The organism is Paenibacillus sp. Marseille-Q7038 (genome assembly GCF_965111595.1).
Genome location: NZ_CBCOOM010000002.1, coordinates 856,092 through 878,590, shown reverse-complemented (window position 1 = coordinate 878,590; position 22,499 = coordinate 856,092). Strand labels below are relative to the sequence as shown.

At 44.3% G+C, this 22,499-nt stretch carries 18 protein-coding genes; 3 read left to right on the top strand and 15 right to left on the bottom strand.

From position 1 onward, the window contains the following. Positions 1–16: 16 nt before the first annotated feature. Together ftsX and ftsE are read right to left on the bottom strand one after the other, a co-directional pair. A complete protein-coding gene (gene ftsX, locus ACWPWY_RS21185) occupies positions 17–934 on the bottom strand; it encodes a permease-like cell division protein FtsX (RefSeq protein ID WP_454193563.1) in 918 nt (305 codons plus the stop codon). After that, positions 924–1,610, bottom strand: coding sequence for a cell division ATP-binding protein FtsE (gene ftsE, locus ACWPWY_RS21180; protein ID WP_454193562.1), 687 nt, complete (start codon positions 1,608–1,610; stop codon positions 924–926). Before ftsE ends, ftsX begins: the two co-directional genes overlap by 11 nt. Before the next feature lie 209 nt (positions 1,611–1,819). On the opposite strand from ftsE, the gene ACWPWY_RS21175 reads away from it, so the two are divergent. Further along, complete coding sequence (locus ACWPWY_RS21175) at positions 1,820–3,274, top strand: VanW family protein (protein WP_454193561.1); 1,455 nt, start codon at positions 1,820–1,822, stop codon at positions 3,272–3,274. A 128-nt stretch (positions 3,275–3,402) separates the two neighbouring features. On the opposite strand, the gene ACWPWY_RS21170 is transcribed toward ACWPWY_RS21175, so the two are convergent. Genes ACWPWY_RS21170 through ACWPWY_RS21160 form a run of 3 tightly spaced genes read right to left on the bottom strand, consistent with a single transcriptional unit; the run spans position 3,403 to position 5,594 of the window. Beyond that, positions 3,403–4,149: a hypothetical protein gene (locus ACWPWY_RS21170; RefSeq protein WP_454193560.1), complete on the bottom strand. Its 747-nt coding sequence runs from the start codon at positions 4,147–4,149 to the stop codon at positions 3,403–3,405. Positions 4,150–4,173: 24 nt separating this feature from the next. Continuing rightward, entirely contained in the window at positions 4,174–4,950 is a 777-nt protein-coding gene (locus ACWPWY_RS21165; protein WP_454193559.1) for a polymer-forming cytoskeletal protein, read from the bottom strand. Beyond that, positions 4,950–5,594: a YhbD family protein gene (locus ACWPWY_RS21160; RefSeq protein ID WP_454193558.1), complete on the bottom strand. Its 645-nt coding sequence runs from the start codon at positions 5,592–5,594 to the stop codon at positions 4,950–4,952. Before ACWPWY_RS21160 ends, ACWPWY_RS21165 begins: the two co-directional genes overlap by 1 nt. A 498-nt stretch (positions 5,595–6,092) precedes the next feature. Here ACWPWY_RS21160 and ACWPWY_RS21155 point away from each other — a divergent pair, with 498 nt between their 5' ends. Then, positions 6,093–6,869, top strand: coding sequence for an alpha/beta hydrolase (locus ACWPWY_RS21155; RefSeq protein WP_454193557.1), 777 nt, complete (start codon positions 6,093–6,095; stop codon positions 6,867–6,869). Between the two features lie 195 nt (positions 6,870–7,064). Here ACWPWY_RS21155 and argH read toward each other — a convergent pair whose 3' ends face one another. The 7 genes from argH to argC all read right to left on the bottom strand — a co-directional run bounded on the left by argH (position 7,065) and on the right by argC (position 15,819). Continuing rightward, positions 7,065–8,474 carry an argininosuccinate lyase gene (gene argH / locus ACWPWY_RS21150; RefSeq protein ID WP_454193556.1) on the bottom strand — a complete coding sequence of 470 codons (1,410 nt, stop codon included), beginning with the start codon at positions 8,472–8,474 and terminating at the stop codon, positions 7,065–7,067. A 96-nt stretch (positions 8,475–8,570) separates the two neighbouring features. Beyond that, entirely contained in the window at positions 8,571–9,803 is a 1,233-nt protein-coding gene (locus ACWPWY_RS21145; RefSeq protein WP_454193555.1) for an argininosuccinate synthase, read from the bottom strand. 503 nt (positions 9,804–10,306) lie between these two features. Next, positions 10,307–11,251: an ornithine carbamoyltransferase gene (gene argF / locus ACWPWY_RS21140; RefSeq protein WP_454193554.1), complete on the bottom strand. Its 945-nt coding sequence runs from the start codon at positions 11,249–11,251 to the stop codon at positions 10,307–10,309. Between the two features lies 1 nt (position 11,252). Next, on the bottom strand, positions 11,253–12,515 hold the full coding sequence (locus tag ACWPWY_RS21135) for an acetylornithine transaminase (protein WP_454193912.1): 1,263 nt from the start codon (positions 12,513–12,515) through the stop codon (positions 11,253–11,255). Between the two features lie 74 nt (positions 12,516–12,589). Then, positions 12,590–13,360, bottom strand: a complete 771-nt coding sequence (gene argB / locus ACWPWY_RS21130) for an acetylglutamate kinase (RefSeq protein WP_454193911.1) — start codon at positions 13,358–13,360, stop codon at positions 12,590–12,592. 111 nt (positions 13,361–13,471) lie between these two features. Further along, a complete protein-coding gene (argJ, locus tag ACWPWY_RS21125) occupies positions 13,472–14,707 on the bottom strand; it encodes a bifunctional glutamate N-acetyltransferase/amino-acid acetyltransferase ArgJ (protein WP_454193553.1) in 1,236 nt (411 codons plus the stop codon). Between the two features lie 62 nt (positions 14,708–14,769). Beyond that, entirely contained in the window at positions 14,770–15,819 is a 1,050-nt protein-coding gene (gene argC / locus ACWPWY_RS21120) for an N-acetyl-gamma-glutamyl-phosphate reductase (protein ID WP_454193552.1), read from the bottom strand. Between the two features lie 295 nt (positions 15,820–16,114). On the opposite strand from argC, the gene cls reads away from it, so the two are divergent. After that, positions 16,115–17,563: a cardiolipin synthase gene (gene cls, locus ACWPWY_RS21115; protein WP_454193551.1), complete on the top strand. Its 1,449-nt coding sequence runs from the start codon at positions 16,115–16,117 to the stop codon at positions 17,561–17,563. 119 nt (positions 17,564–17,682) lie between these two features. On the opposite strand, the gene ACWPWY_RS21110 is transcribed toward cls, so the two are convergent. The 3 genes from ACWPWY_RS21110 to secA all read right to left on the bottom strand — a co-directional run bounded on the left by ACWPWY_RS21110 (position 17,683) and on the right by secA (position 22,452). Then, positions 17,683–18,573, bottom strand: coding sequence for a YitT family protein (locus tag ACWPWY_RS21110; RefSeq protein ID WP_454193550.1), 891 nt, complete (start codon positions 18,571–18,573; stop codon positions 17,683–17,685). A 142-nt stretch (positions 18,574–18,715) separates the two neighbouring features. Beyond that, a protein-coding gene (gene prfB, locus ACWPWY_RS21105; protein ID WP_454193549.1) for a peptide chain release factor 2 occupies positions 18,716–19,829 on the bottom strand; the annotation gives its coding sequence in 2 pieces (ribosomal slippage) (positions 18,716–19,756 and positions 19,758–19,829; 1,113 coding nt in all). 118 nt (positions 19,830–19,947) lie between these two features. After that, positions 19,948–22,452 (bottom strand): preprotein translocase subunit SecA, encoded by a 2,505-nt coding sequence (secA, locus tag ACWPWY_RS21100; RefSeq protein ID WP_454193548.1) that lies wholly within the window; start codon positions 22,450–22,452, stop codon positions 19,948–19,950. Between the last annotated feature and the right edge of the window lie 47 nt (positions 22,453–22,499).

Here is a 22,499-nt window from a genome sequence, read left to right as displayed (position 1 = left end):
TAAATTTAGTTGTCAATTAGACTTTCAGTGACTTACGAATAGACAATGTGCTGCCCAGAACGCCAACGAGTACTCCCATGATGAGAAGTGAGCCCCCGAGCCAAGTCCATAGACTGGATAAAGGTACTAGGTTCAGCATTTGAATAATAATATCTTGCTGTACGGTAATGAGCAGCTGGTTGTAGCCAGCAAACAAAATTCCGATCGTAATAAGTGAACCGATGAGGCCGATAAGCGCACCTTCCACAAAAAATGGCCAACGAATGAAAGCATTCGTGGCACCGACCAGCTTCATAATCCCAATCTCCCGGCGTCTTGCCAGGATCGTCACGCGAATCGTGTTGGAAATGAGGAACATAGACATCAGTGCTAGTCCGGCAACAAATACAAAACCTATTGTCCGGATCAGACGTGTAATCTTGAACAACGTCTCTACCGTCTCTTCACCAAAATTAACTTTCATAATAGGCTTCTCAGCATATTTATCATTCAGAGCTTCAATCTTCTCCGCCACAAAATTAACGGTACTAGGATCGATTAATTCCACTCGAATGGTGTCTGGAAGCGGGTTGTTATCTACATCAAAACCTTCCAGAAGTTCCTGTTGATCTTCACCAAGCTTTTCTTTAAATTCAGCTAAACCTTGATCTTTAGGAACAAAGGCGATCGAGCTTACCTCTGGCATCGCTGCAATTTCTTCTTGTAAGGATGTACGAAGTTCCTCATCTACATTGAGCTGCAGATACGTACTGATCTCTACCTGGCTGTCCGCATCATCCGCTATCGAATTTACATTCACGACCAAGAGAACAAACACTCCTAAAATCAATAGAGATACAACAATAGACGTTATGGATGCAATAGACATCCAGCCGTTGCGGAATAAGCTCTTGAATCCTTCCCGCAGATGGCGCAAGAAGGTGTTAAAATTCATAGCCGTATTCCCCTCTCAACTCGTCTCTAACGATATGACCTTTTTCGATCGCAATAACCCGTTTCCGCATCTTGTTCACGATATCACGGTTATGCGTAGCCATAACAATGGTAGTTCCCCGGAAATTAATCTCATCAAGTAGCTGCATAATTCCCCAGGAGGTCTCGGGATCCAGGTTTCCGGTAGGCTCATCCGCAATAATGACGGATGGATTATTCACGATGGCTCTGGCAATCGCGATCCGCTGTTGCTCGCCGCCGGACAGTTGTGCTGGCTCGCGGTCTGCCTTTTCCTTAAGACCAACCAGATCGAGAACTTCCATTACACGTTTCTTGATAAGCTTCTTAGGGGCTTCTATAACCTCCATAGCAAAAGCAATATTCTCATATGCCGTCATCTTCGGCAATAATCTGAAATCTTGAAAGACAACCCCGATATTACGTCTGACATAAGGAATCTTACGATGCTTCAACTTCCCAATATTAAATCCGTTCACTGATATTTGACCTTTAGTTGGAACTTCTTCTCTGTAAATCAATTTCATAAAAGTCGATTTGCCCGCTCCAGAGGGGCCGACGATATAAACAAATTCATTGCGGTCGATCTTCACCGAAACGCCTTGAAGTGCATGCGCACCATTCGGATAGGTCTTCCACACGTCTTGTAACTCAATCACATCATCACTTCCCGTTGCATTAGTAGCTTCTTTTGCTCATTTCGACACTTTCCAATGATTTCCTTTAAAATCTCTTGATTTTCATCAAGATGTCTCTCATTGTAACAAATTTGTTACCTTTTGAGTAGCCGAAAGATTTCCACTGCTTCCGCATATAGTGGAAGAGTGTTCCTAACACCGGTAAAACAGAAGTCTGAGAGGAGTCCCCTATGAAAAAAGTTCACATTTCGTTCATTGTTTTGGTGTTTCTTTCTCTCCTTTTTGCTTTTATTTTCGGCTGGCTATACATGTACGCTCACCAGTCCAAAATCCCCCCAGGAGTTCATTTATCCGGGTGGTCTGTAGGAGGGCAGAACAAGGATACGGTTTTGCAGGAATTAGAACAGAAATTGACTGCACTTGAAAACCTTCCCCTGGTAGTAAAGTCTGAGAACACTAATATTACCGAAACGGACCTAACACTGGCTGATGCAGGAGTGACGTACAAAGCAGATCAATTCAAACAAGCTTTACGCACTCTTTCAGAAGGCGGACTCGTTCAAAGAGTGATTGAGCGCTGGCATTTCGCTGAGGAATGGAAGCTAGAGGTCACCATAGAACGTGACCATCTCAAACAAAAACTCACTCCATCTTGGGAAGAAAAGCAGTTCGGAAACCCCGTAAATGCAGTTCGGAAAATCACACCAAACGATGAAGTCGTTTATACACCGGAACGAAATGTACAGCGGATCAAGTGGGATCAAATGAATGCGATACTATCTCAAGTCATCCCTGACCATTTTTCATTACTGGATAAGAAAGATGCACAAACGCCTAGTATAGTTATCGACCTTCCGCTGCAAGAGTTGAAGCCCTCCGTTACCATTACTTCTCTAAAAGAAGAAGGGATTAGCCGAAAAATCATTGAAGTGGTGACATCTCTTGGATCAAGTGGAGAAGGAAGAGCACATAATGTGAGCGCTGCAGCCAGCGCATTAAACGGGCTTATTCTAAAACCAGGAGATATTTTTGATTATGGCCATATCGTGGAAAAAGCAGAAAAGGAGAGTGGGTTTCAAGAAGCACCGGTCATTGTAAAAGGCCAATTAGTCCCCGGTGTCGGGGGAGGCATCTGCCAGGTATCCAGCACACTATATAATGCAGCCCTGCGAACAGGACTAGAGATTGTCGAGCGAAGAAATCATTCGCTTCCCGTCAGCTATCTTCCTAAGGGGCTTGATGCAACATTCGCATCAGGGTACATTAATTTTCGATTTAAAAACACAACCGATAAATACCTTCTCATCAAAGCAGAAGTAAAAGAACGTGAACTTAACGTCTCCTTCTTCGGAACTTTTCCGGAGAATGTAAGTTATGAACTCGATACCGAACTTCTCGAGACACTTCCGGCTCCTCTCACCTATGTATCAGATCATTCTCTTTCCCCAGGAAGCGAGATGGTGCGTCAGGCCGGTTCAACCGGGTATGTCGTTGCTTCTTATCAAATCAAGAAGGTGAACGGAGAAGAAGTCTCTCGTAAATTGATATCTAAAGACACCTATAGGCCGCAGGACCGAGTCCTTGCTGTAAACCGTGCTGCTCGGGAGGAAGAACCTCCTCCATCGCCGCCCTCTTCGGACACCCCTCCCGTGGAAGATGGAGTTCGTACGGAAGACGCTGGTTAATTTTTCATAAAAAAGAACGCCGCATAAATAAATGCACGCACAATAATAACCCGGGCTAGTATGGTGCCTACGTCCGGGTTTCTTTATTTTCTGAATCTATTCATGGTGTATTACACCTGCTCAATTATCTATAACGAACCGATCTGGTTACAAACCTCCGTCACTGCGTCTGAATGCTTCTTGCAGGATTCACTATATTCGACAAGCCCAATTCGGCACCCAGGACCAATATAAACCTTTCGTCCTCTTACTACTTTAGCTTCTGTATGCTCTAGATGCAGCACATCACCTTCGATCGTGTCCGCTACCAGATCACTTTGGCGCGTAGCGTTAAACATACTAATGAGAGAAGAAATCAGCGTTCGTTTAATCTCAATCTTGTGACCGCCGATCTCGGCCACTTTAGAAAACCCATACAGTCCAATATCAATATATTCAGCATTCAGCATCCTCTCTGTCTGAATTGCTCCTTTAATCCTTATTTGTTCAGCACTGCAATCGCCATGAAGACGAAGCGAGCCAAATGCTTTAAACTGCTCACTATGAATGGAACGTTTAACTACCGTATCTCCGTTTATCTTCACCTGCCGGACTTTCAGTTCCCCGTCCACTTCCATCTGCCCGCTTGTTTTCATAGAGTCTCCAGATACATCGCCCTGGACATGAAGAGTCCCCGTAAGCTTCATCTGATTACTTCGGAGGTGCCCATTCACCGCCACTGTACCCGTACATTTAAAAAGCTCGCTCTCCACATCGCTATGAATTACCGCTTCTCCTACAATCTTCACGTTCCGAAATATACCTCCACCAGAACTTCCCGTGCCTGTTATCTTCATATCCTTATCCATGCGTTCGCTCCTGTATCCTGTTATCATCGATGATTCCTCCTCACTTTCTACCTACACCTGGACCTGCCGTCCTACTTGTGATTCAGGATCTTGCTCGTAAGATACACTATATTCCACCACACCAATCTCACAACCAGGACCAATAGTAATCCGGCTTCCTCTGACGGTATCGGCATGAGTATGTTCTAGGTAAATATCATCGCCTTCTATAATATGGGTCTTCAGCCTCGGCGTCATTGCAGGCACGAATTGATCTAATAATCTGATCTTCGATTTACGGCGCACCTGAATTTGCTCTCCGCCAATCTCTTCTACCTCACAACGGTGATGGAGCATAATATCCACGGTTCCTGCGTTTAGCATACCTTTGATTTTGAAACCGCCCTGTACCTCAATAGTCTCACATTCCACGTCTTTCCCTACTGTAATCCCACCTGCTACCTCTACAAAGCTTCCTATCAGTTTCCCATTAATCGTCGCTTTCCCATTCACAATCAATTTATCGGTCTCCAGATGTTCTTTAATGGATGATACTCCATCAATCCGGGTCTGTTTTGTTTTCACACCGCCTTCAACCTTGCTGCTCCCATTAACTTGATATTCGTCCGCAACTACGCTTCCTTGAATATTGGCTGAACCATTCACAACATACCGCTCGCAGCGAAGATTTCCTTGTAATCCTGATGTACCATTTACTTCATAACTCACACAATCGATATCACCAGAAAATTTACCAACCCCATCCACCCGAACATGACGGTACGTACCACCCGATGCTTTGCCAACACCTGAAATGTTTACATCTGGTCTAGACTGCTCGTTCCTCATTAGAACCCCTCCGACTCACTCAATTTGACTTTCAACTGCTCCAAATAAGTGCCTAGAGATAAACGCAGGACTTCCTTAACCCCTGTGTCAAAATACACTTCGCTTCCCGTAGTTAGAATCGTAAATATAGGAATCCCCATTTTCCGGGTCAAAATGATGTCACAGCCCTTATCTCGAAACTTGCTGTAATATGCTTGGAACGTCTGCACAAGCAAGATTCCTTCTTCCCGGTTCATATGCCCGCTGGCCAGAGCTTGATCCAAAACATAGATACACAGTATTTCTTCAAAAGAAAAAGTTTGTTTCTCCTTTACACTTCCACTTTCCATAAAAAGATGTATTGAAATCGGTGTTACCAGATGTTTTTGTTCCATTTCCACACGGGTAAGCACCTTGTTACTCACCGAAGGGGAGAACACATCGGCCAATTCATCTAAAGAAAGTTCATCTTTCATGTTTTTTATTCGGTCAATTCGTGTTAAGATGCTTTCCCTAGGAAAAAAAGTCTCCTGTCCTGTAAAAGAAGATTTACGTATAAACCAATCCTCTGGTATTAGGTTTTTTCGCTTCCAACGATAGAGTTGACCGTATGATATTCCAGTCAGTTCCAAAAGTTCTTTCTTAGATATTAAGTCTTCAGTCATGTAATTCTAACCCCCTGAACACAATGTAACATAACATTGTTACGCTGTAAATGTGCGTTTCGTTCATTTCCCCGTTTTTGTTGATGGGACGCTCGTTTTCTCTTTATTTAAAGAAATTTATGTAGAAAAATATATTTATTCTTTAGTTATCAACCTGTTGATAACTTTTGAAAACCCCTTGTTTTTTTGTTTTCTATTCACAAATTGATATTGAATTCATAGAAAAATAGGATTGACTGTGGGTAATGTGTATAGATTTGTGCATAAATACGAAATTACTAATATCATTTTGCGATGGATCTGTGAATAACACAATGTTATGCACAAATTGGGTATAACATTGTGAATGACTTTCATTTTTGCTTCGGCATTCCTCCCTTCATCCCTGTGGATGAAGTTTCTTCTGTGCTTTATTTTTTGTAGATTATCCACTTTTTTTCGATATACTAGATGAGTATCAATGAATGCTTTATCTTATATAGGGAGGGATTTGGGATCATGGCACTTATGCAATGTCATTTCTATTCAGAAGTACTCGGTTTGAATACGACGATGCACGTTATTTTACCTCAGCAAACCGCTACACAGATTGGTGTTGATACCAAACAAAGCAAAGGACTTCACCAAACACTTTATCTTCTTCATGGTCTATCTGACGACGATTCGATTTGGCTTCGCCGTACGGCCATTGAACGCTACTCATCGGCTTATGGAATTGCAGTCGTTATGCCTAACGCACATCGCAGCTTCTATACGGATATGACAGAAGGAAGCGCTTATTTTAAGTACATATCAGAAGAAGTTCCCACGCTAGCCCGTTCCTTCTTCCCTTTATCTGCAGCACGAGAGGATAACTTTGTTGCCGGCTTGTCCATGGGCGGATATGGCGCAATGAAGATCGCTTTAAGCAAGCCTGAATCCTATGCCGCTGCAGCAAGCCTATCTGGAGCACTCGATATGGCAAGTCATCTGGATCGGACGAATGAATCTGCGCAAGCGAATACCGAATTTAGACGTATTTTTGGTGACCATGTGACAGATACCGAGAATGATTTGATGTGGTTATTAAAACAATGTGAACAAAAGGATGGCCCTAAACCAAAGCTGTTCCAATGTTGCGGAACAGAAGACTTTTTGTATGAGGATAATCTTCGTTTCCGCTCAGCCGCTGAACAAACACGACTGGACTTCACTTATATAGAAGGACCCGGTGAACACGAATGGGGTTATTGGGATGCCCGCATTCAAGATGTGCTGAAATGGCTTCTTCTCTAATTTTCCCTCAACGTTAAATAGCCTAACGGACTATCTTTAAGCATCTTTTAGCTATTACTTAGCTATCCATAGTCATGTATAAAAAAAGAGCAGCCACGGGCTGCTCTTTATCTTTGGTATTTTCCAACGACTCATTCTTGTGAAAACATGTCTAGTGAGTTAGATCAATTTTTCAAAAAGGTTAGCTAAGATGGCTTACGCTTCTGCATGCTCAACAAGCCACTGATTCGTGAGCCGCATGATCGCTTCACTCCGTTTGATCGCATCGCATACTTGTTCTGAGGCAGTTCCCCCGTAAACATTCCTTGCATTCACTACCGCCTCCGGCTGAAGTACGGCATAAATCTCCTCATCAAACAGCTCTGAGAATTGTGTGAATTCATCTAGGGACAGATCCAGCAAGTATTTGCCGTTCTGGATACAATATAGTACTGTTTTGCCAATGACTTCGTGTGCCTGACGGAAAGGGAGCCCTTTGTTCACCAGGAAATCTGCGATATCTGTAGCATTAGAGAAATCTTTGTTCACCGCTTCACGCATACGATCTTTGTTCACCTTCATGGTAGCAATCATGGGAGCAAACAACTGCAAAGCTCCCTCGAGTGTCGCTACCGTATCAAACATGCCTTCCTTGTCCTCCTGCATATCTTTGTTATAAGCAAGCGGCAAGGATTTAAGGACAGTAAGCAGACCTATGAGATTCCCATAGACACGACCAGTTTTACCGCGAACCAGTTCCGGTACATCCGGGTTTTTCTTCTGCGGCATGATACTGCTTCCCGTACAGAAGGCATCATCAAGCTCCACGAATCCAAACTCTGTACTGCTCCACAGCACGAGTTCTTCACTCAGACGTGACAAGTGCATCATGATTAGGGAGGCATCCGCGAGGAATTCAACGATAAAATCACGGTCACTTACTGCATCCAGACTATTCTCATATACACGATCAAATTGCAGCTGTTCTGCTACAAAATGACGATCAATGGGAAATGTTGTACCTGCAAGCGCTCCTGCACCCAGTGGAAGGACATTGATTCGTTTGTAACTGTCCATCAGTCTCTCTGCATCCCGCTGGAACATCGACACATAGGCCATTAGATGATGAGCAAATAGGATTGGCTGCGCTCTTTGTAAATGGGTATATCCTGGAACAATGGTATCTACGTTATCTCTCGCTTGCCCAATGAGTGCTTCTTGCAGCGTATGGAGCATACCGACAATTTCAATAACCCGTGCACGCAAGTACAAGTGCATGTCTGTTGCTACCTGATCGTTCCGACTACGACCCGTATGTAATTTGCCGCCTACTGGGCCAATCTGATCAATTAAGTTCTTCTCAATATTCATGTGGATATCTTCATCCGATACGGAAAATTCAATCTCGCCTGCACGAATTTTGCCAAGTACCGTCTGCAGTCCTTCTTTAATCGTCTCCACATCTTCCTGAGGTAAAATGCCGCACTTCCCTAGCATACTCACATGAGCCAGACTGCCCTGAATGTCCTCTTCTGCTAGTGCTTTGTCAAAATGAATCGATGCTGTATATTCCTCTACCAGATGATTCGTTTGTTTCGTGAAACGCCCGCCCCATAGTTTACTCATGTCGTCGCTGCCTCCCTTTCACATCTCATGGACAAAGACCGCCCCTATTACTTATCAAGGAACGGCCTTTCGTCTCCTTACCATACACAGCTGCTGTTATTGATTCTGAGCTACTCCAGAACCCACTTTTAGTCTCAGTGCATTCAAACGGATAAAGCCTGTAGCATCTCCTTGATCGTACGCTTGTGTTGGATCTGCTTCCATCGTAGCAATGTCCGGATTATATAAGCTGACCGGGCTTTTCACTCCCGCGCCAATCACGTTTCCTTTGTATAACTTCACACGAACCGTTCCAGTTACGTTCTTCTGACTCTCTGTAACGAGTGCTTGAAGAGCAAGCCGTTCTGGAGCAAACCAGAATCCGTTATATACCAGCGTACTGTAACGAGTAATCAGGCTATCTCGCAGGTTCATCACTTCACGATCCATCGTGATGGACTCCATTTTGCGATGTGCCGTAAATAAAATAGTTCCTCCTGGTGTTTCATACACGCCGCGGCTCTTCATTCCGACAAAACGGTTCTCCACCATATCCACACGGCCAATTCCATGTTTGCCGCCCAGTTCATTTAATTTCTCCATCACTTCCAGCGGGCTAAGTTTCTCACCATTCAAAGCAATACAGTCACCTTTATAGAATTCAAGTTCAAGATATTCTGCTTCGTTCGGTGCATCCTCAGGATCATTACTCAGCAAGTACATTTCTTTGTTCTCAGGAGTCGTTGCATCAAACCAAGGATCTTCAAGGACACCACTTTCATAACTGATATGTAGTAAGTTACGATCTGTAGAGTATGGTTTTGCTGCTGATGCAGTTACAGGAATACCATGTTTTTCGGCATAGGCAATCATCTCTGCACGTCCAGGGAACTGATTCCGGAACTCTTCCAGTCGCCACGGAGCAATAACATCAATATCTGGTGTAAGTGCAGCCGCGTTCAGCTCAAAACGAACTTGGTCGTTACCTTTTCCCGTTGCTCCGTGAGCAATTGCGGTCGCTCCTTCAGCAATCGCGATATCCACCATCCGTTTTGCAATCAGTGGACGAGCAATACTGGTACCTAGCAGGTATTGTCCTTCGTACATTGCCCCTGCCTGGAACATTGGGTAAATAAAGTCTTTTGCGAACTCTTCGCGAAGATCGTCAATGAATACTTTGGATGCCCCTGTAGCCAGCGCTTTTTCTTCCAGGCCATCGAGTTCGTCTTTTTGTCCGATATCTGCGGTAAAAGCAATAATCTCTGCGTCATATGTTTCTTTCAGCCATTTCAGAATGACGGATGTATCGAGTCCGCCGGAATAGGCTAATACAATTTTCTCTTTTGCCATGTTGGTTCCTCCTCGTTTTACGGTGGCTCAGGGGCTCTTCAATGTAGTGCGGTGAGAGCCTTATTGGTGGGATCGTTATGAACGGGATCGTTATTGACTGATTCTCTCCGGTTGTTTTGCTTCGCAAAGCCAAAAGTCGTTCATCATCCAATAACTTCACCCTGAGCAGTAGTGCACAAACCTCCGACATTAAAAACCAAACCCCTATGCCCAGGCTGCTTTGTTATCACTCGCTCACTGTGCTAAAACCCTGGAACACAAAAAGACTAAAGAGCAAAAAAGCTAAAAAAGCTAAAAATCTTAAAGAGCAAAAAGCTAAAGAGCAAATGAGAGCTTAGAACATATCACTCATTACAAGGACTCCAGTTCCTGATCGACCTCTCTATCAGCACTCCGCCATGTCTATTCCATATTCTAACATCAAACTCGATTTATTTTGTCATTTTATAAGAAAAAAGTAAGTTAATGTATTCGTTGTTGGAATACTGCTTACTCGAAGCGTTTTATCCCATCAGTGCGGCCATTAATGCTTTTTGTGCATGCAGGCGATTCTCTGCTTGATCAAAAATGGCGGAGTTCGGACCGTCAATAACTCCCTCACTCACTTCTTCGCCCCGGTGCGCTGGCAGGCAATGCAAGAAGAGGTAATCTGGTTTTGCTCCTTTTACAAGCTCTTCATTTACCTGATAGTCAGCAAAAGCCGCTTCGCGCTCTTTTTGCTCCTCTTCAAATCCCATACTTGCCCACACATCGGTATAAATAATATCTGCATCTTGCACAGCTTCTTGCGCACTGTTTGTTACTACAACTTCAGCACCTGTTTCTTTGGCAATACTCTTTGCTTGATCGACAATGGCTGCAGACGGTTCATATCCTCTGGGACTTGCAACGGATACGTGGACACCCAGCTTCGCTGCTCCGAGCATTAATGAATGCGCCATGTTATTGCCGTCACCGACATAGGCCATTTTTAGACCTTTCAGTTTGCCTTTATGCTCTAGTACCGTTTGAAAATCAGCTAGTACCTGACAAGGATGTGCATCATCACTTAGTCCATTAATGACAGGAACATCCGCATACTTCGCAAGCTCTGTTACATTGCTGTGTGCAAAAGTACGAATCATAATTCCATCGAGGTAGCGGGATAGCACCTGGGCCGTATCGCTGATTGTTTCGCCGCGACCAAACTGAATATCATTTTTGCTAAGGAACAGCGCATGCCCTCCGAGCTGGAACATCCCCACTTCAAAGGATACACGGGTACGTGTGGAAGACTTTTCAAAGATAAGACCAATCGTTTTGCCTTTTAGCGGCTGATAAACCTCACCATTCTTCTGCTTCTTCTTGATATCAATGGCCAGATCCAGAAGATACTCGATCTCTTCCTTTGTGTAATCTGTAAATTCGATAAAATCCCGGCCATGTAAATTCAGTTTTGTAATCGCCATCTTATTCTCCTCCTAAGGGTGCTTTCACAGCGACATGCTCTTCAATTAATATTGCAATCAGCGATACCGCAGTATCAATCTCTTCTTTAGTCACATATAAATTCGGCAGGAAACGGATCACGTTTGGTCCTGCTGTAACAAATAAGAATCCTTTTTTCTGTCCCGCAAGAACGATGTCACCTACGGCTTCTTTGCACTCAATGCCGACGATTAATCCTTGTCCCCGAATTTCAGTAACAAAATCTTGATCGATCAGTTTCGTCCGTAGGGACTCGATTAGATAATCGCCCATCTCCGCTGCGCGAGCAGGAAGGTTATCTTCCAGAATGGTCTCGACGGTGGCAATCACTGCAGACATGGCAAGCGGAGTTCCTCCAAAGGTCGTCGCATGACTGCCCGCTGTGAAGGCTTCACGCAGATACCCTTTACCAAGCATCGCTCCTACAGGGAAGCCGCTCGCAATCCCTTTCGCTACGGTGAAAATATCTGGATCAATACCGTAATGTTCATGTCCAAACAATTTTCCTGTGCGGCCCATTCCTGTCTGAACTTCGTCCATTATAAGCAGGAGTCCATGTTCCTCACATAGTGCTTTGACTTCTGCCAAGAAGGCAGATTCTACGATGTGGATTCCTCCCTCTGCCTGAATCATCTCAAGCATAATGGCTGCCGTATGCGGTCCAATCGCTTCTTTTAGCGCCGGAATATCATGTAGAGGTACGTGAACAAATCCCTCAGGAAGAGGAAGAAATCCTTCTTTTACCTTATCTTGACCCGTTGCCGTCAGCGTAGCCAGTGTGCGTCCGTGGAAAGACTGCTTGAAAGTGATAATTTCATAACGATCGTTACCTAGCACTTTCTGCTGATATCTTCTCGCCAGCTTAATCGCTGCTTCGTTCGCCTCAGCACCGCTATTGCAGAAAAATACAGCATCTGCACAAGTGTTCGCCGTAAGCAGCGCAGCCGCTTTCTCTTGAGCAGGGATATGAAACAGATTAGATACATGCCACAATTCATCCAGCTGTTCTTTTACTTTGGCAATAACCCCATCTGGTGCATGACCCAGATTCGTAACGGCGAGTCCGCTCATGAAATCAAGATATTGATTTCCTTGGTCATCCCACAAATAACTTCCTTTTCCTTTTACAAGGCTTATAGGATAACGAGCATAGGTTGGAAAAAGGGAACTTTCTGTAGATGCTGTCGCTACCGTCTGCTGTTCCGTAGATGATTCCTTTACAGGCTGCTGAGATGAATTGGTAATCGTCAATTATTTCACTCTCCTATCCATGAATACGCGTATACTGCGTCTACTTACTTATATAGAAGTTCTATGAATTACATCCGTACAATTCGAGTGCCGATCACTTCACCTTGAAGTACTCTGCTGAGCACGCTTGGCTCGCTTCCATCGACGATAATAACTTCCTTCACTTTTCCCTGGATACATTCAATGGCTGCTTTTACTTTTGGAATCATGCCTCCATAAATTTCGCCGGTCTGCATCATATCCTGTATCTCTTGGACCGCTACGGTACCCAATACTTTTTTCACACCGTTCACATTCTTCATAATCCCGGGCACATCGGTAACCACAATCAACCTGCTCGCCCCGAGGTGAGAAGCAACTGCTCCTGCCGCTGTGTCTGCGTTGATGTTGTAGCGCTGTCCAGCCCCATCTATTCCAATCGGGGCAATGATCGGCATGTATCCCATATCCAGCACCCCTTGAATAATAGAAGCTTCTATTCGGGTTACATCTCCTACATGACCTACTTCTGCATGGTTACTTACGGGTTTCGCCTGAATGAGTCCACCATCCACACCTGAAAAGCCCAGCGCTTTACCGCCAGAAGACTGGATGCGCCGTACGATCTGCTTGTTAATACTCCCAGCAAGTACCATCTCTACGACATCAAGAACAGGTTCGGTTGTTTTACGAAGTCCGTTCACAAATTCGGTCTCAATCCCCAGCTTCGCCAGATTCTCCGATATTGCTGGTCCGCCGCCATGAACAATGACAGGCTGCATCCCTTCTACTTGGAGCTTCTGCAAGTCTTCAAAAAAAGCATCTGGAAGCGCAGCAAGTGTACTTCCTCCGCATTTCATAACAAAGGTGCTAATATCTTTTTGTGCCTCGTTGTTCTTTTTCAAATTGTCTTGTGTGATCGTCAAGCCTCTATCCCCTTCCTCGTACAAAAAGTAGCGGACAGCCCTCTCTTACGTCCGGTAGGCCGCATTAATTCGAACATAATCGTAAGTCAGATCACAGCCCCATGCGGTTGCTACTCCGCCTCCTCCATGCAGATCCACATGAATCTGAACCGAATCTCCTTGGAGATAACGCAAAGCTTCTTCTTCATCAAAAGAAACGGGACGTGATTCCGATAACACTAAAATAGATCCGAGCTTAACATCCACCTGTTCGGGGTGAACAGGCTCTCCTGCACGACCAACGGCCGCAATGATCCGTCCCCAATTCGCATCCGCTCCAAACATAGCTGATTTCACAAGACTCGAACCAATGACTGTCTTCGCGATCGCTCTTGCTGAGTCATCCGATATAGCACCCGCAATATTCACCTCAACGAGTTTGGTAGCTCCTTCTCCGTCTCTTGCAATCGCCTTAGCAAGCACTTCACATACATAATTGAATGCTGCTGCGAAGTTCTCCCAATCTTTATGCCCCGGATGCAACGTCTCATTGCCTGCAAGCCCGCTTGCCATCGCAATAAGCATGTCATTCGTACTTGTGTCACCATCTACGGTAATCATGTTAAATGTAGCATCGGTTGATTTGCCGAGCAGACCTTGAAGTGCTGCCTGATCCACCTGTGCATCGCATGTCACAAAGGCAAGCATGGTGGCCATATTCGGATGAATCATCCCGGAACCTTTAGCAGCTCCCGCGATCATCACTTCTTTTCCATCTATAAAAGTACGGACACAGATTTCCTTCTTCACTAAATCCGTTGTCAGTATCGCTTGGGAAAAATCACTCGCTTCTTGTTTACCTGAACCTACTCTTGCCGGTAATCCTTTGATTCCTGCGTGCACCTTTTCCATATTAAGCAGCTCACCGATCACGCCTGTCGATGCCACGGCTACATTCTCTACTGCGATACCCAGTTCTTTTGCCGTAGCGAGCCGCATGGCATAAGCGTCTTTTTCCCCTTGCTGCCCTGTAACAGCATTGGCATTTCCGCTGTTTACGACAATCGCCTGCAGCTTACCGTTCTGCATACTCTCTCTCGTGACTTGAAGCGGCGCAGCTTGAAATACATTCGTCGTATACACTGCCGCTGCATCTGCTAGAACTTCACAAGTAATGACACCGAGATCATTACGCTCTGTCTTTTTAAGTCCACAATGCAGTCCCCCTGCCGCGAAACCTTGCGGTGATACGATCGATCCTTCCGGTATAACTTGAAACGCTTGATATGCAACCTGTGCCATAACCTCTCCCCACTTCCATCCAGGTAAATAAAATCGACTGCAGTAAGACTATCTAGTTCGGATTACGGATATACTGGTAAAAAATTCAGTCCCGTCTGTTCATCCCAGCCCATCATCAAATTTAAATTTTGTATCGCTTGCCCTGCGGCCCCTTTTACGATGTTGTCAATCACGGATATAATCGTAACCCGGCCCGTTCGCTTATCTACCGCAAACCCTATATCACAATAATTTGATGCGAATACTTCCTTTGTGGCTGGCCAAATCCCTTTTTCACGAATTCGCACAAAAGATCGGTTTTCATAATACTGCTTATACACATCTATAAAATCTTGATCATTATATTCGCCTTTTAGTGAAGCGTACATTGTACTCATAATTCCTCTTGTCATCGGAACCAGATGCGTTGTAAACGTAACGGTAACCGGCTCTCCTGCTTGTTCGCTCAGGACCTGTTCAATCTCAGGAATATGCTGATGCTTATTCACTTTGTAGGCTTTAAAATTCTCATTCATCTCTGCGTAATGGGAAGATAGACTCGTTCCCCTTCCGGCACCGGATACTCCCGACTTCGCATCAATGATAATACTGCTGTGATCGATCAGCCCTGCCTTGATTGCCGGAATCAGTCCAAGAAGCGTCGCTGTTGGATAGCATCCTGGATTGGATATAAAGGAAGCACCCGCTGCATTCTCCCCGTAGATTTCGCTTAGACCATATACCGCCTGATCCAAATAGATATCTTCTGCCGGACTATGTTTATACCACGCTTCGTATTCCGCGCTATCTGTCAGTCTAAAATCACCCGAAAGATCAATCACTTTTAAACCTGCATCAATCAGTTGAGGAACCAGCTTCGTACTTACCCCTGACGGAGTTGCAGTAAATACGAGATCTACTTCCTCTGCCATCTTCACGATATCAATTCCATCCAGTTTCTGATCTACAATCCCTGTCAGATGAGGAAACCCTTCAGCGATAGACACACCGCTTGTCGAAGACGAAATTACCGAAGTAATCTCAACATGGGGATGAAGATATAAAAATCGAATGAGTTCTACACCGCCATATCCCGTGGAACCGACGATTGCGACTTTGCATTTCTGAGTCATTTGGGTTGCCTCCATCTCATGAGTAGTCTACTTTACTATGTATGTAATCCATTTTATAGGATGATAACGCTAAAATATACTTTTTTTATTCATCGATGTGCATTATTATACATTGATGTTTATATAAATACAACACTTTATACATTATTCCTCGCAAATGAAATCCTTTCATTTTTATTTACTACCAGGGGATTCTGCAAAAAATGAAATATCTATTTCCGATGTTTCCAACGTAGTGTTATGATGCATAATAGGGTAATTAAATCTCTATATCATATTTAAAGGAGCTATCGCTTTGGATATTAATCACATCAGCTCTATTATCATCCTGGTGATCAATATGCTGCTTGCGGCAGCTGTTGTTTTCCTGGAACGAAAGGACGCTACCTCGACGTGGGCTTGGCTGCTTGTGCTCACCTTCATTCCGATCCTCGGATTTGTTTTATACCTGCTACTTGGTCAGAACCTCACTCGCTATCGCCTCTTTCAATGGAAGGAACGCGCTAAACTTAATATCGACCAGATGGTCATTGATCAAATTCATCATTTGCAGGAAAAAGATTTCCCGTTTCGCAAACCCGACACTTTAGAGTACAAAGACTTCATCTATATGCATCTTATACAAAATGGAGCTCTATTCACCGAAGATAACAAGGTTGATATCTTTGTAGATGGTCATCAGAAGTTTGATAAACTACTGAAAGATATTGATAACGCGAAAGACCATATTCACATTCAGTACTACATTTATCGTTCTGATGGTCTAGGGAAACAAATTCGGGATGCACTGATCAAGAAGGCTAAGGAAGGCATTTATGTACGCGTTCTTTATGATGCACTCGGTTCTAGAACGCTCAGAAAACGTTTCTTTAAGGAACTGACTGCGGCTGGAGGAAAAGTAGAAGTGTTTTTCCCATCCAAACTAAGTCCCATTAATCTTAGGCTGAACTACCGCAATCACCGAAAACTCGTCATTATTGATGGACAGATTGGATATACGGGTGGATTTAATGTAGGGGATGAGTATCTCGGTCTCGACAAAAAATTTGGTTACTGGCGTGACACGCATCTGCGAATTCAAGGAACTGCGGTGGCAACCCTTCAAGCTCGTTTTGTTATGGACTGGAACGAAGCTTCTCGGTATCATGACATCACATTTGTACCTGCACATTTCCCTGAACCAAAGAAAACAGGCCATGTAGGGATGCAGATCGTTACCAGCGGGCCTGATGCTGAAATCGAACATATCAAGAACGGGTACATAAAAATGATATCGGCGGCCAAAAAGTCGATCTTGATTCAGACCCCCTATTTTATCCCAGATGCTAGTATGCTTGATGCAGTCCGTATCGCTTGTTTGTCGGGAATTGATGTGCGAATTATGATTCCAAATAAACCGGACCATATGTTTGTATACTGGGCAACCACTTCTTATGTTGGCGAACTGATTAAAGTGGGCGCAAAAATCTTTGTTTATGACAATGGATTCCTCCATACCAAAATGATTGTCGTTGATAATAAAATTGCAACAATCGGGTCTGCTAATTTTGATGTGCGCAGCTCCCGTCTGAACTTTGAAATCAATGCCTTCATCTATGATTCCGATATTGCACAGCAGCTGACCGATGCTTTCGAAAAAGACTTACAGCTCTCAGCCGAGCTGACAGAGGAACATTACAAGCAGCGTTCCCTCTGGATTCGCTTCAAGGAATCCATCTCTCGATTGCTTTCACCTATCTTGTAAGCTGATACTTAAAGAGGTACAAATACAAAAATGGACAGACCGATGAAGGTCTGTCCATTTTTTATTTATTCTGAATAACTAGTTGTTTTCTACTGCTGTTCTACAATTTACTCCGCAGTTTAGGCTCTAGTAAATCCTTCACCTAATACTTCGTGTGCATTCGTAATTGTCACAAAGGCATTCGGGTCAACCGACCGCACGAGTGCTTTTAAACGGGTAATTTCATTTTGTGCAACCACGACCATCAGCACCGTCCGATCATCATCTGTGTAACCGCCTTGCGCAGAGAGTTTCGTTAGACCGCGATCGAGATCATCCAGAATAACCTTTGAGATCGATTCCGTATGCTCAGAGATAATATAAGCAACTTTGGAAGTACCAAAGCCCATTTCAACCGAATCAATTACTTTTCCGGTTACATATAAACTGATTAAAGCGAACAAAGAGTTCTCCAGTGATAGTACCCATCCCGCAAGAATAATGACGGTACCATCAAGCAGCATGACACATAAAGAAAGACGTAAACCGCTGAATTTCTGAATGATCTGTGCGAGAATCGTAAGACCACCCGTTGAACCGCGGCCCCGATATACAATCCCAATCCCTAGACCTACTCCAATCCCGCCGAAAATGGACGCCAAAAGCGGATTGCTTGTCGGAACTGCCCATGTATCGGTCAGATAAACAAAGAAGGGAAGCATAAAACTTCCGAGCAGCGAACGAATTCCATATTGTCTACCTAGAATGAGATAGCCGGCAATAAACAGAGGGATATTGAGCGCCCACTGGGTATACGCAGGTTCAACGCCCCACGCTTCCTGCACGAGAATGGATATTCCTGATACACCGCCTGAGGCGATCTGATTAGGAACAAGAAATAAATTAAAGGCAATCGCCATGACGAACGAACCAAATATAATCAGAAATGTATCGAGTGCAATCCTTTTTGGTCCATCGATTGGAATAATGGAGTTCCATCTTTTGTTTTTGGGTTGTTGTGCTTGCTGCATTACGTTCTAATCTCCCCTTAAAATAATATCGCTATATATACTCTTCGTTGAAGTAACAAAAGATATTATAAATGAATTCAACCAGCAAAAAAATTCCTACATGGTTATACTTCCCCTTTACCATGTAGGAATTCCCTATAAATTATTCAGACTCCACCTTAATTTGCTTGCGGAGATACCCATCAATAAACGGATCTAGGTCGCCATCCATTACACCACCTACGTTTCCTGACTCCACACTTGTACGGTGATCCTTTACCATACTATAGGGATGGAACACGTAGGAGCGAATCTGGCTACCCCATGCAATTTCCGACTGTTCCCCTCGGATTTCATCCAGATGCTTTCTTTGTTCTTCTAATTTACGTTCATACAGTTTGGAACGAAGCATTGTCATCGCACGTTCACGGTTCTTGATCTGGGAACGTTCATTCTGACATGTTACTACTACACCTGACGGTAGATGGGTAATACGAACAGCAGAGTCCGTCGTATTGATATGCTGACCACCGGCACCACTTGCCCGGTACGTATCAATCTTCAAATCTTCCGTTCGAATATCGACTTCTACATCATCCGTAATTTCCGGTACCACATCGCAAGATACAAAAGAAGTGTGTCTACGACCCGAAGAATCAAAAGGTGAGATCCGAACAAGTCGGTGAACTCCTTTTTCTGCTTTTAGATAACCGTAGGCATTATATCCTTTGATGGAGAGGGTTACACTTTTAATGCCCGCCTCATCTCCTGCTAGATAGTCGAGCACTTCGACTTTAAAGCCATGTTTCTCGGCCCAGCGTGTATACATACGAAGCAGCATCTCGCCCCAATCCTGGGATTCCGTTCCGCCTGCCCCTGGGTGAAGTTCAAGAATCGCATTCATTTTGTCATAAGGCTGATCCAGAAGTAACTGCAATTCGAATTCATCGAGCTTCTTCACAAGCAATTTGATGGTCTCTCCCACTTCAGCAGCGATATCTTCATCGCCCTCTTCATCGGCAAGTTCGATCATCATCGTAGCATCATCATATTCTCGTTGTAACTTCAAATAATCGTCAACAGAACCTTTTACCGCGTTCATCTCGGCAATAAGAGCCTGTGCTTTATCACTATCATCCCAAAAATCAGGAGCTGACATTTTCTCTTCAAAGTTGGCGATCATTTCATTCTTCAGGTCTAAGTCAAAGAGACCCCCTAAGGTTCGTTAGTTTCTTGCTAATCTCACGTAAATCTTGTTTTATGGACGGATCAATCATACTGCAAATTCCTCTCTTTACTGTAGATAAAGCCCCATCAGAGCCTGCCATCTTTTCTTGGCAAGCTCCAAGGAGCTGTATAGTTGTTAGATGTTTATATTATTGTATGGCTGGATGATTAATTTTGTCCATGGCATTGTTTGTACTTCTTACCGCTGCCGCAAGGACAAGGATCGTTACGTCCGATCTGGTCATCCACTTTTACAGGACGTTTCTCTGCAGGTTCACCGCTTGTGGATATTTGGTTCTCGTCCACAACAGCTTGACGTTCTTGGTTGCTCTCGATTTGAGCTCTCATCACATAGGTCGCAACTTCTTCCTGAATGGCGGAGATCATCTCATGGAACATCGCAAAACCTTCAAACTGATATTCGCGAAGCGGATCGGTACCGCCATATGCTCTAAGGTGAATCCCTTGACGAAGTTGATCCATCGCGTCGATGTGATCCATCCATTTGCTGTCCACAGAACGAAGCACGATAACTTTCTCGAATTCACGAACCATATCTTCCCCGATTCGTTCTTCTCGCTCGTCATATTTCTTCTGAACTTTAGCGAAAATGAATTCGACAATCTCTCCGACTTCTTTGCCCCACAGATCATCACGTGTAATGGCGCCTTCTTCAAGCATTTTACTGTTGATATAGTCTGCCACTTCTTGCAGTTCCCAGTTCTCAGGAATGTCATCTACACAGTGTGCTTCCACATTACGCTGAATAGTTCCGCGAATCATTTCCATAACAATGGTTTTGATGTTATCGGACTCCAGGACTTCACGGCGCTGTTTATAAATAACTTCACGCTGCTGATTCATGACATCATCGTATTGGAGTACGACTTTACGCATATCAAAGTTATTGCCCTCTACTCGTTTTTGAGCAGATTCTACAGCACGCGTAATCATTTTACTTTCAATCGGTTGATCTTCTTCAAAACCAAGGCGCTCCATCATGTTCAGTACATTATCTGCACCAAAACGCTTCATCAGCTCATCTCCAAGAGAGAGATAGAACTGTGTGGAGCCTGGGTCACCTTGACGTCCTGCACGACCGCGCAGCTGGTTATCGATCCGGCGGGATTCGTGACGTTCGGTACCAATAATATGAAGGCCGCCTAAATCAGCTACGCCATCACCCAAAATAATATCTGTACCCCGTCCAGCCATATTGGTTGCAATCGTAACTGCACCTGCTTGGCCAGCACCGGAGATGATCTGTGCTTCTTCTGCATGATACTTCGCATTCAGTACCTGATGCTTCACGCCTTTGCGTTTGAGCATTTCGGAGAGGAGTTCAGAGTTCTCAATTGAAATCGTACCTACGAGTACAGGTTGGTTCTTCGCATGACGTTCTACGATCTCATTCACAACTGCTTTGAACTTACCTTCCACACTCTTATACACAATATCCGCCATATCATCACGCTGATTTGGACGGTTGGTTGGTACTTGGAGTACTTCAAGCCCATAAATTTTCTTGAACTCTTCTTCCTCTGTCTTCGCCGTACCTGTCATACCTGCTAACTTCTTATACATCCGGAAATAGTTCTGGAATGTAATCGTAGCAAGTGTCATGCTCTCGTTCTGAACCTCAATTGCCTCTTTTGCTTCAATCGCTTGGTGAAGACCATCACTATAACGACGTCCGGCCATAAGGCGTCCGGTAAATTCATCAACGATGACAACTTCATCATCTGTTACTACATAATCCACGTCACGGCGCATGATCACATTCGCTTTGAGGGCCTGTACGACATGGTGATTCAGTGTCACATTTGCTTGGTCATACAAGTTCTCAATACCAAAAGCACGTTCCGCTTTAGCAACCCCTGCTTCGGTAAGAGCAACGGATTTCACTTTAATATCTACCGTGTAATCTTCTTCTGCGACCAGTCGTTTCACAAAACGATCTGCTGCAAAATAAAGTTCTGTAGATTTTTGAGCTTGTCCTGAAATGATTAACGGTGTACGAGCCTCATCGACCAAGATCGAGTCCACTTCATCAATAATACAGTAGTAAAGCGGGCGCTGTACCATTTGCTCTTTATAGAGGACCATGTTATCGCGGAGATAATCAAATCCGAATTCATTGTTCGTACCGTACGTAATATCGCAAGCATAAGCTGCCTGTTTTGCCGCATGATCCATACCGTTCATGTTAATCCCAACGCTCATGCCGAGGAATTCATAGATCTGTCCCATCTCCTGGCTATCCCGCTGAGCAAGATAATCGTTGACAGTAACTACATGGACCCCTTTACCTAATAATGCATTCAGATAAACAGGAAGGGTACCTACAAGGGTCTTACCTTCACCGGTCTTCATCTCTGCAATACGGCCTTCATGAAGGGCAATACCACCGATCAGCTGTACATCATAGTGACGTTTGTTCAGGACACGTTTAGATGCTTCACGCACCGTTGCAAAAGCTTCAGGCAATAGATCGTCGAGCGTAGCTCCCTTTTCAATACGAGAACGGAATTCCTCCGTTTTACCTTGCAGCTGAGCGTCGGAAAGCGCGGTAAATTCCGGCTCCATCTTGTTAATTACATCGACCGTCTTCATCAGACGTTTGACATCACGCTCATTGGTGTCGCCGAAGATCTTCTTCACTAGTCCTAGCATGGTTAACCCCTTTCGTGCAAACAGATAATATAATCAAGCTCGGCATA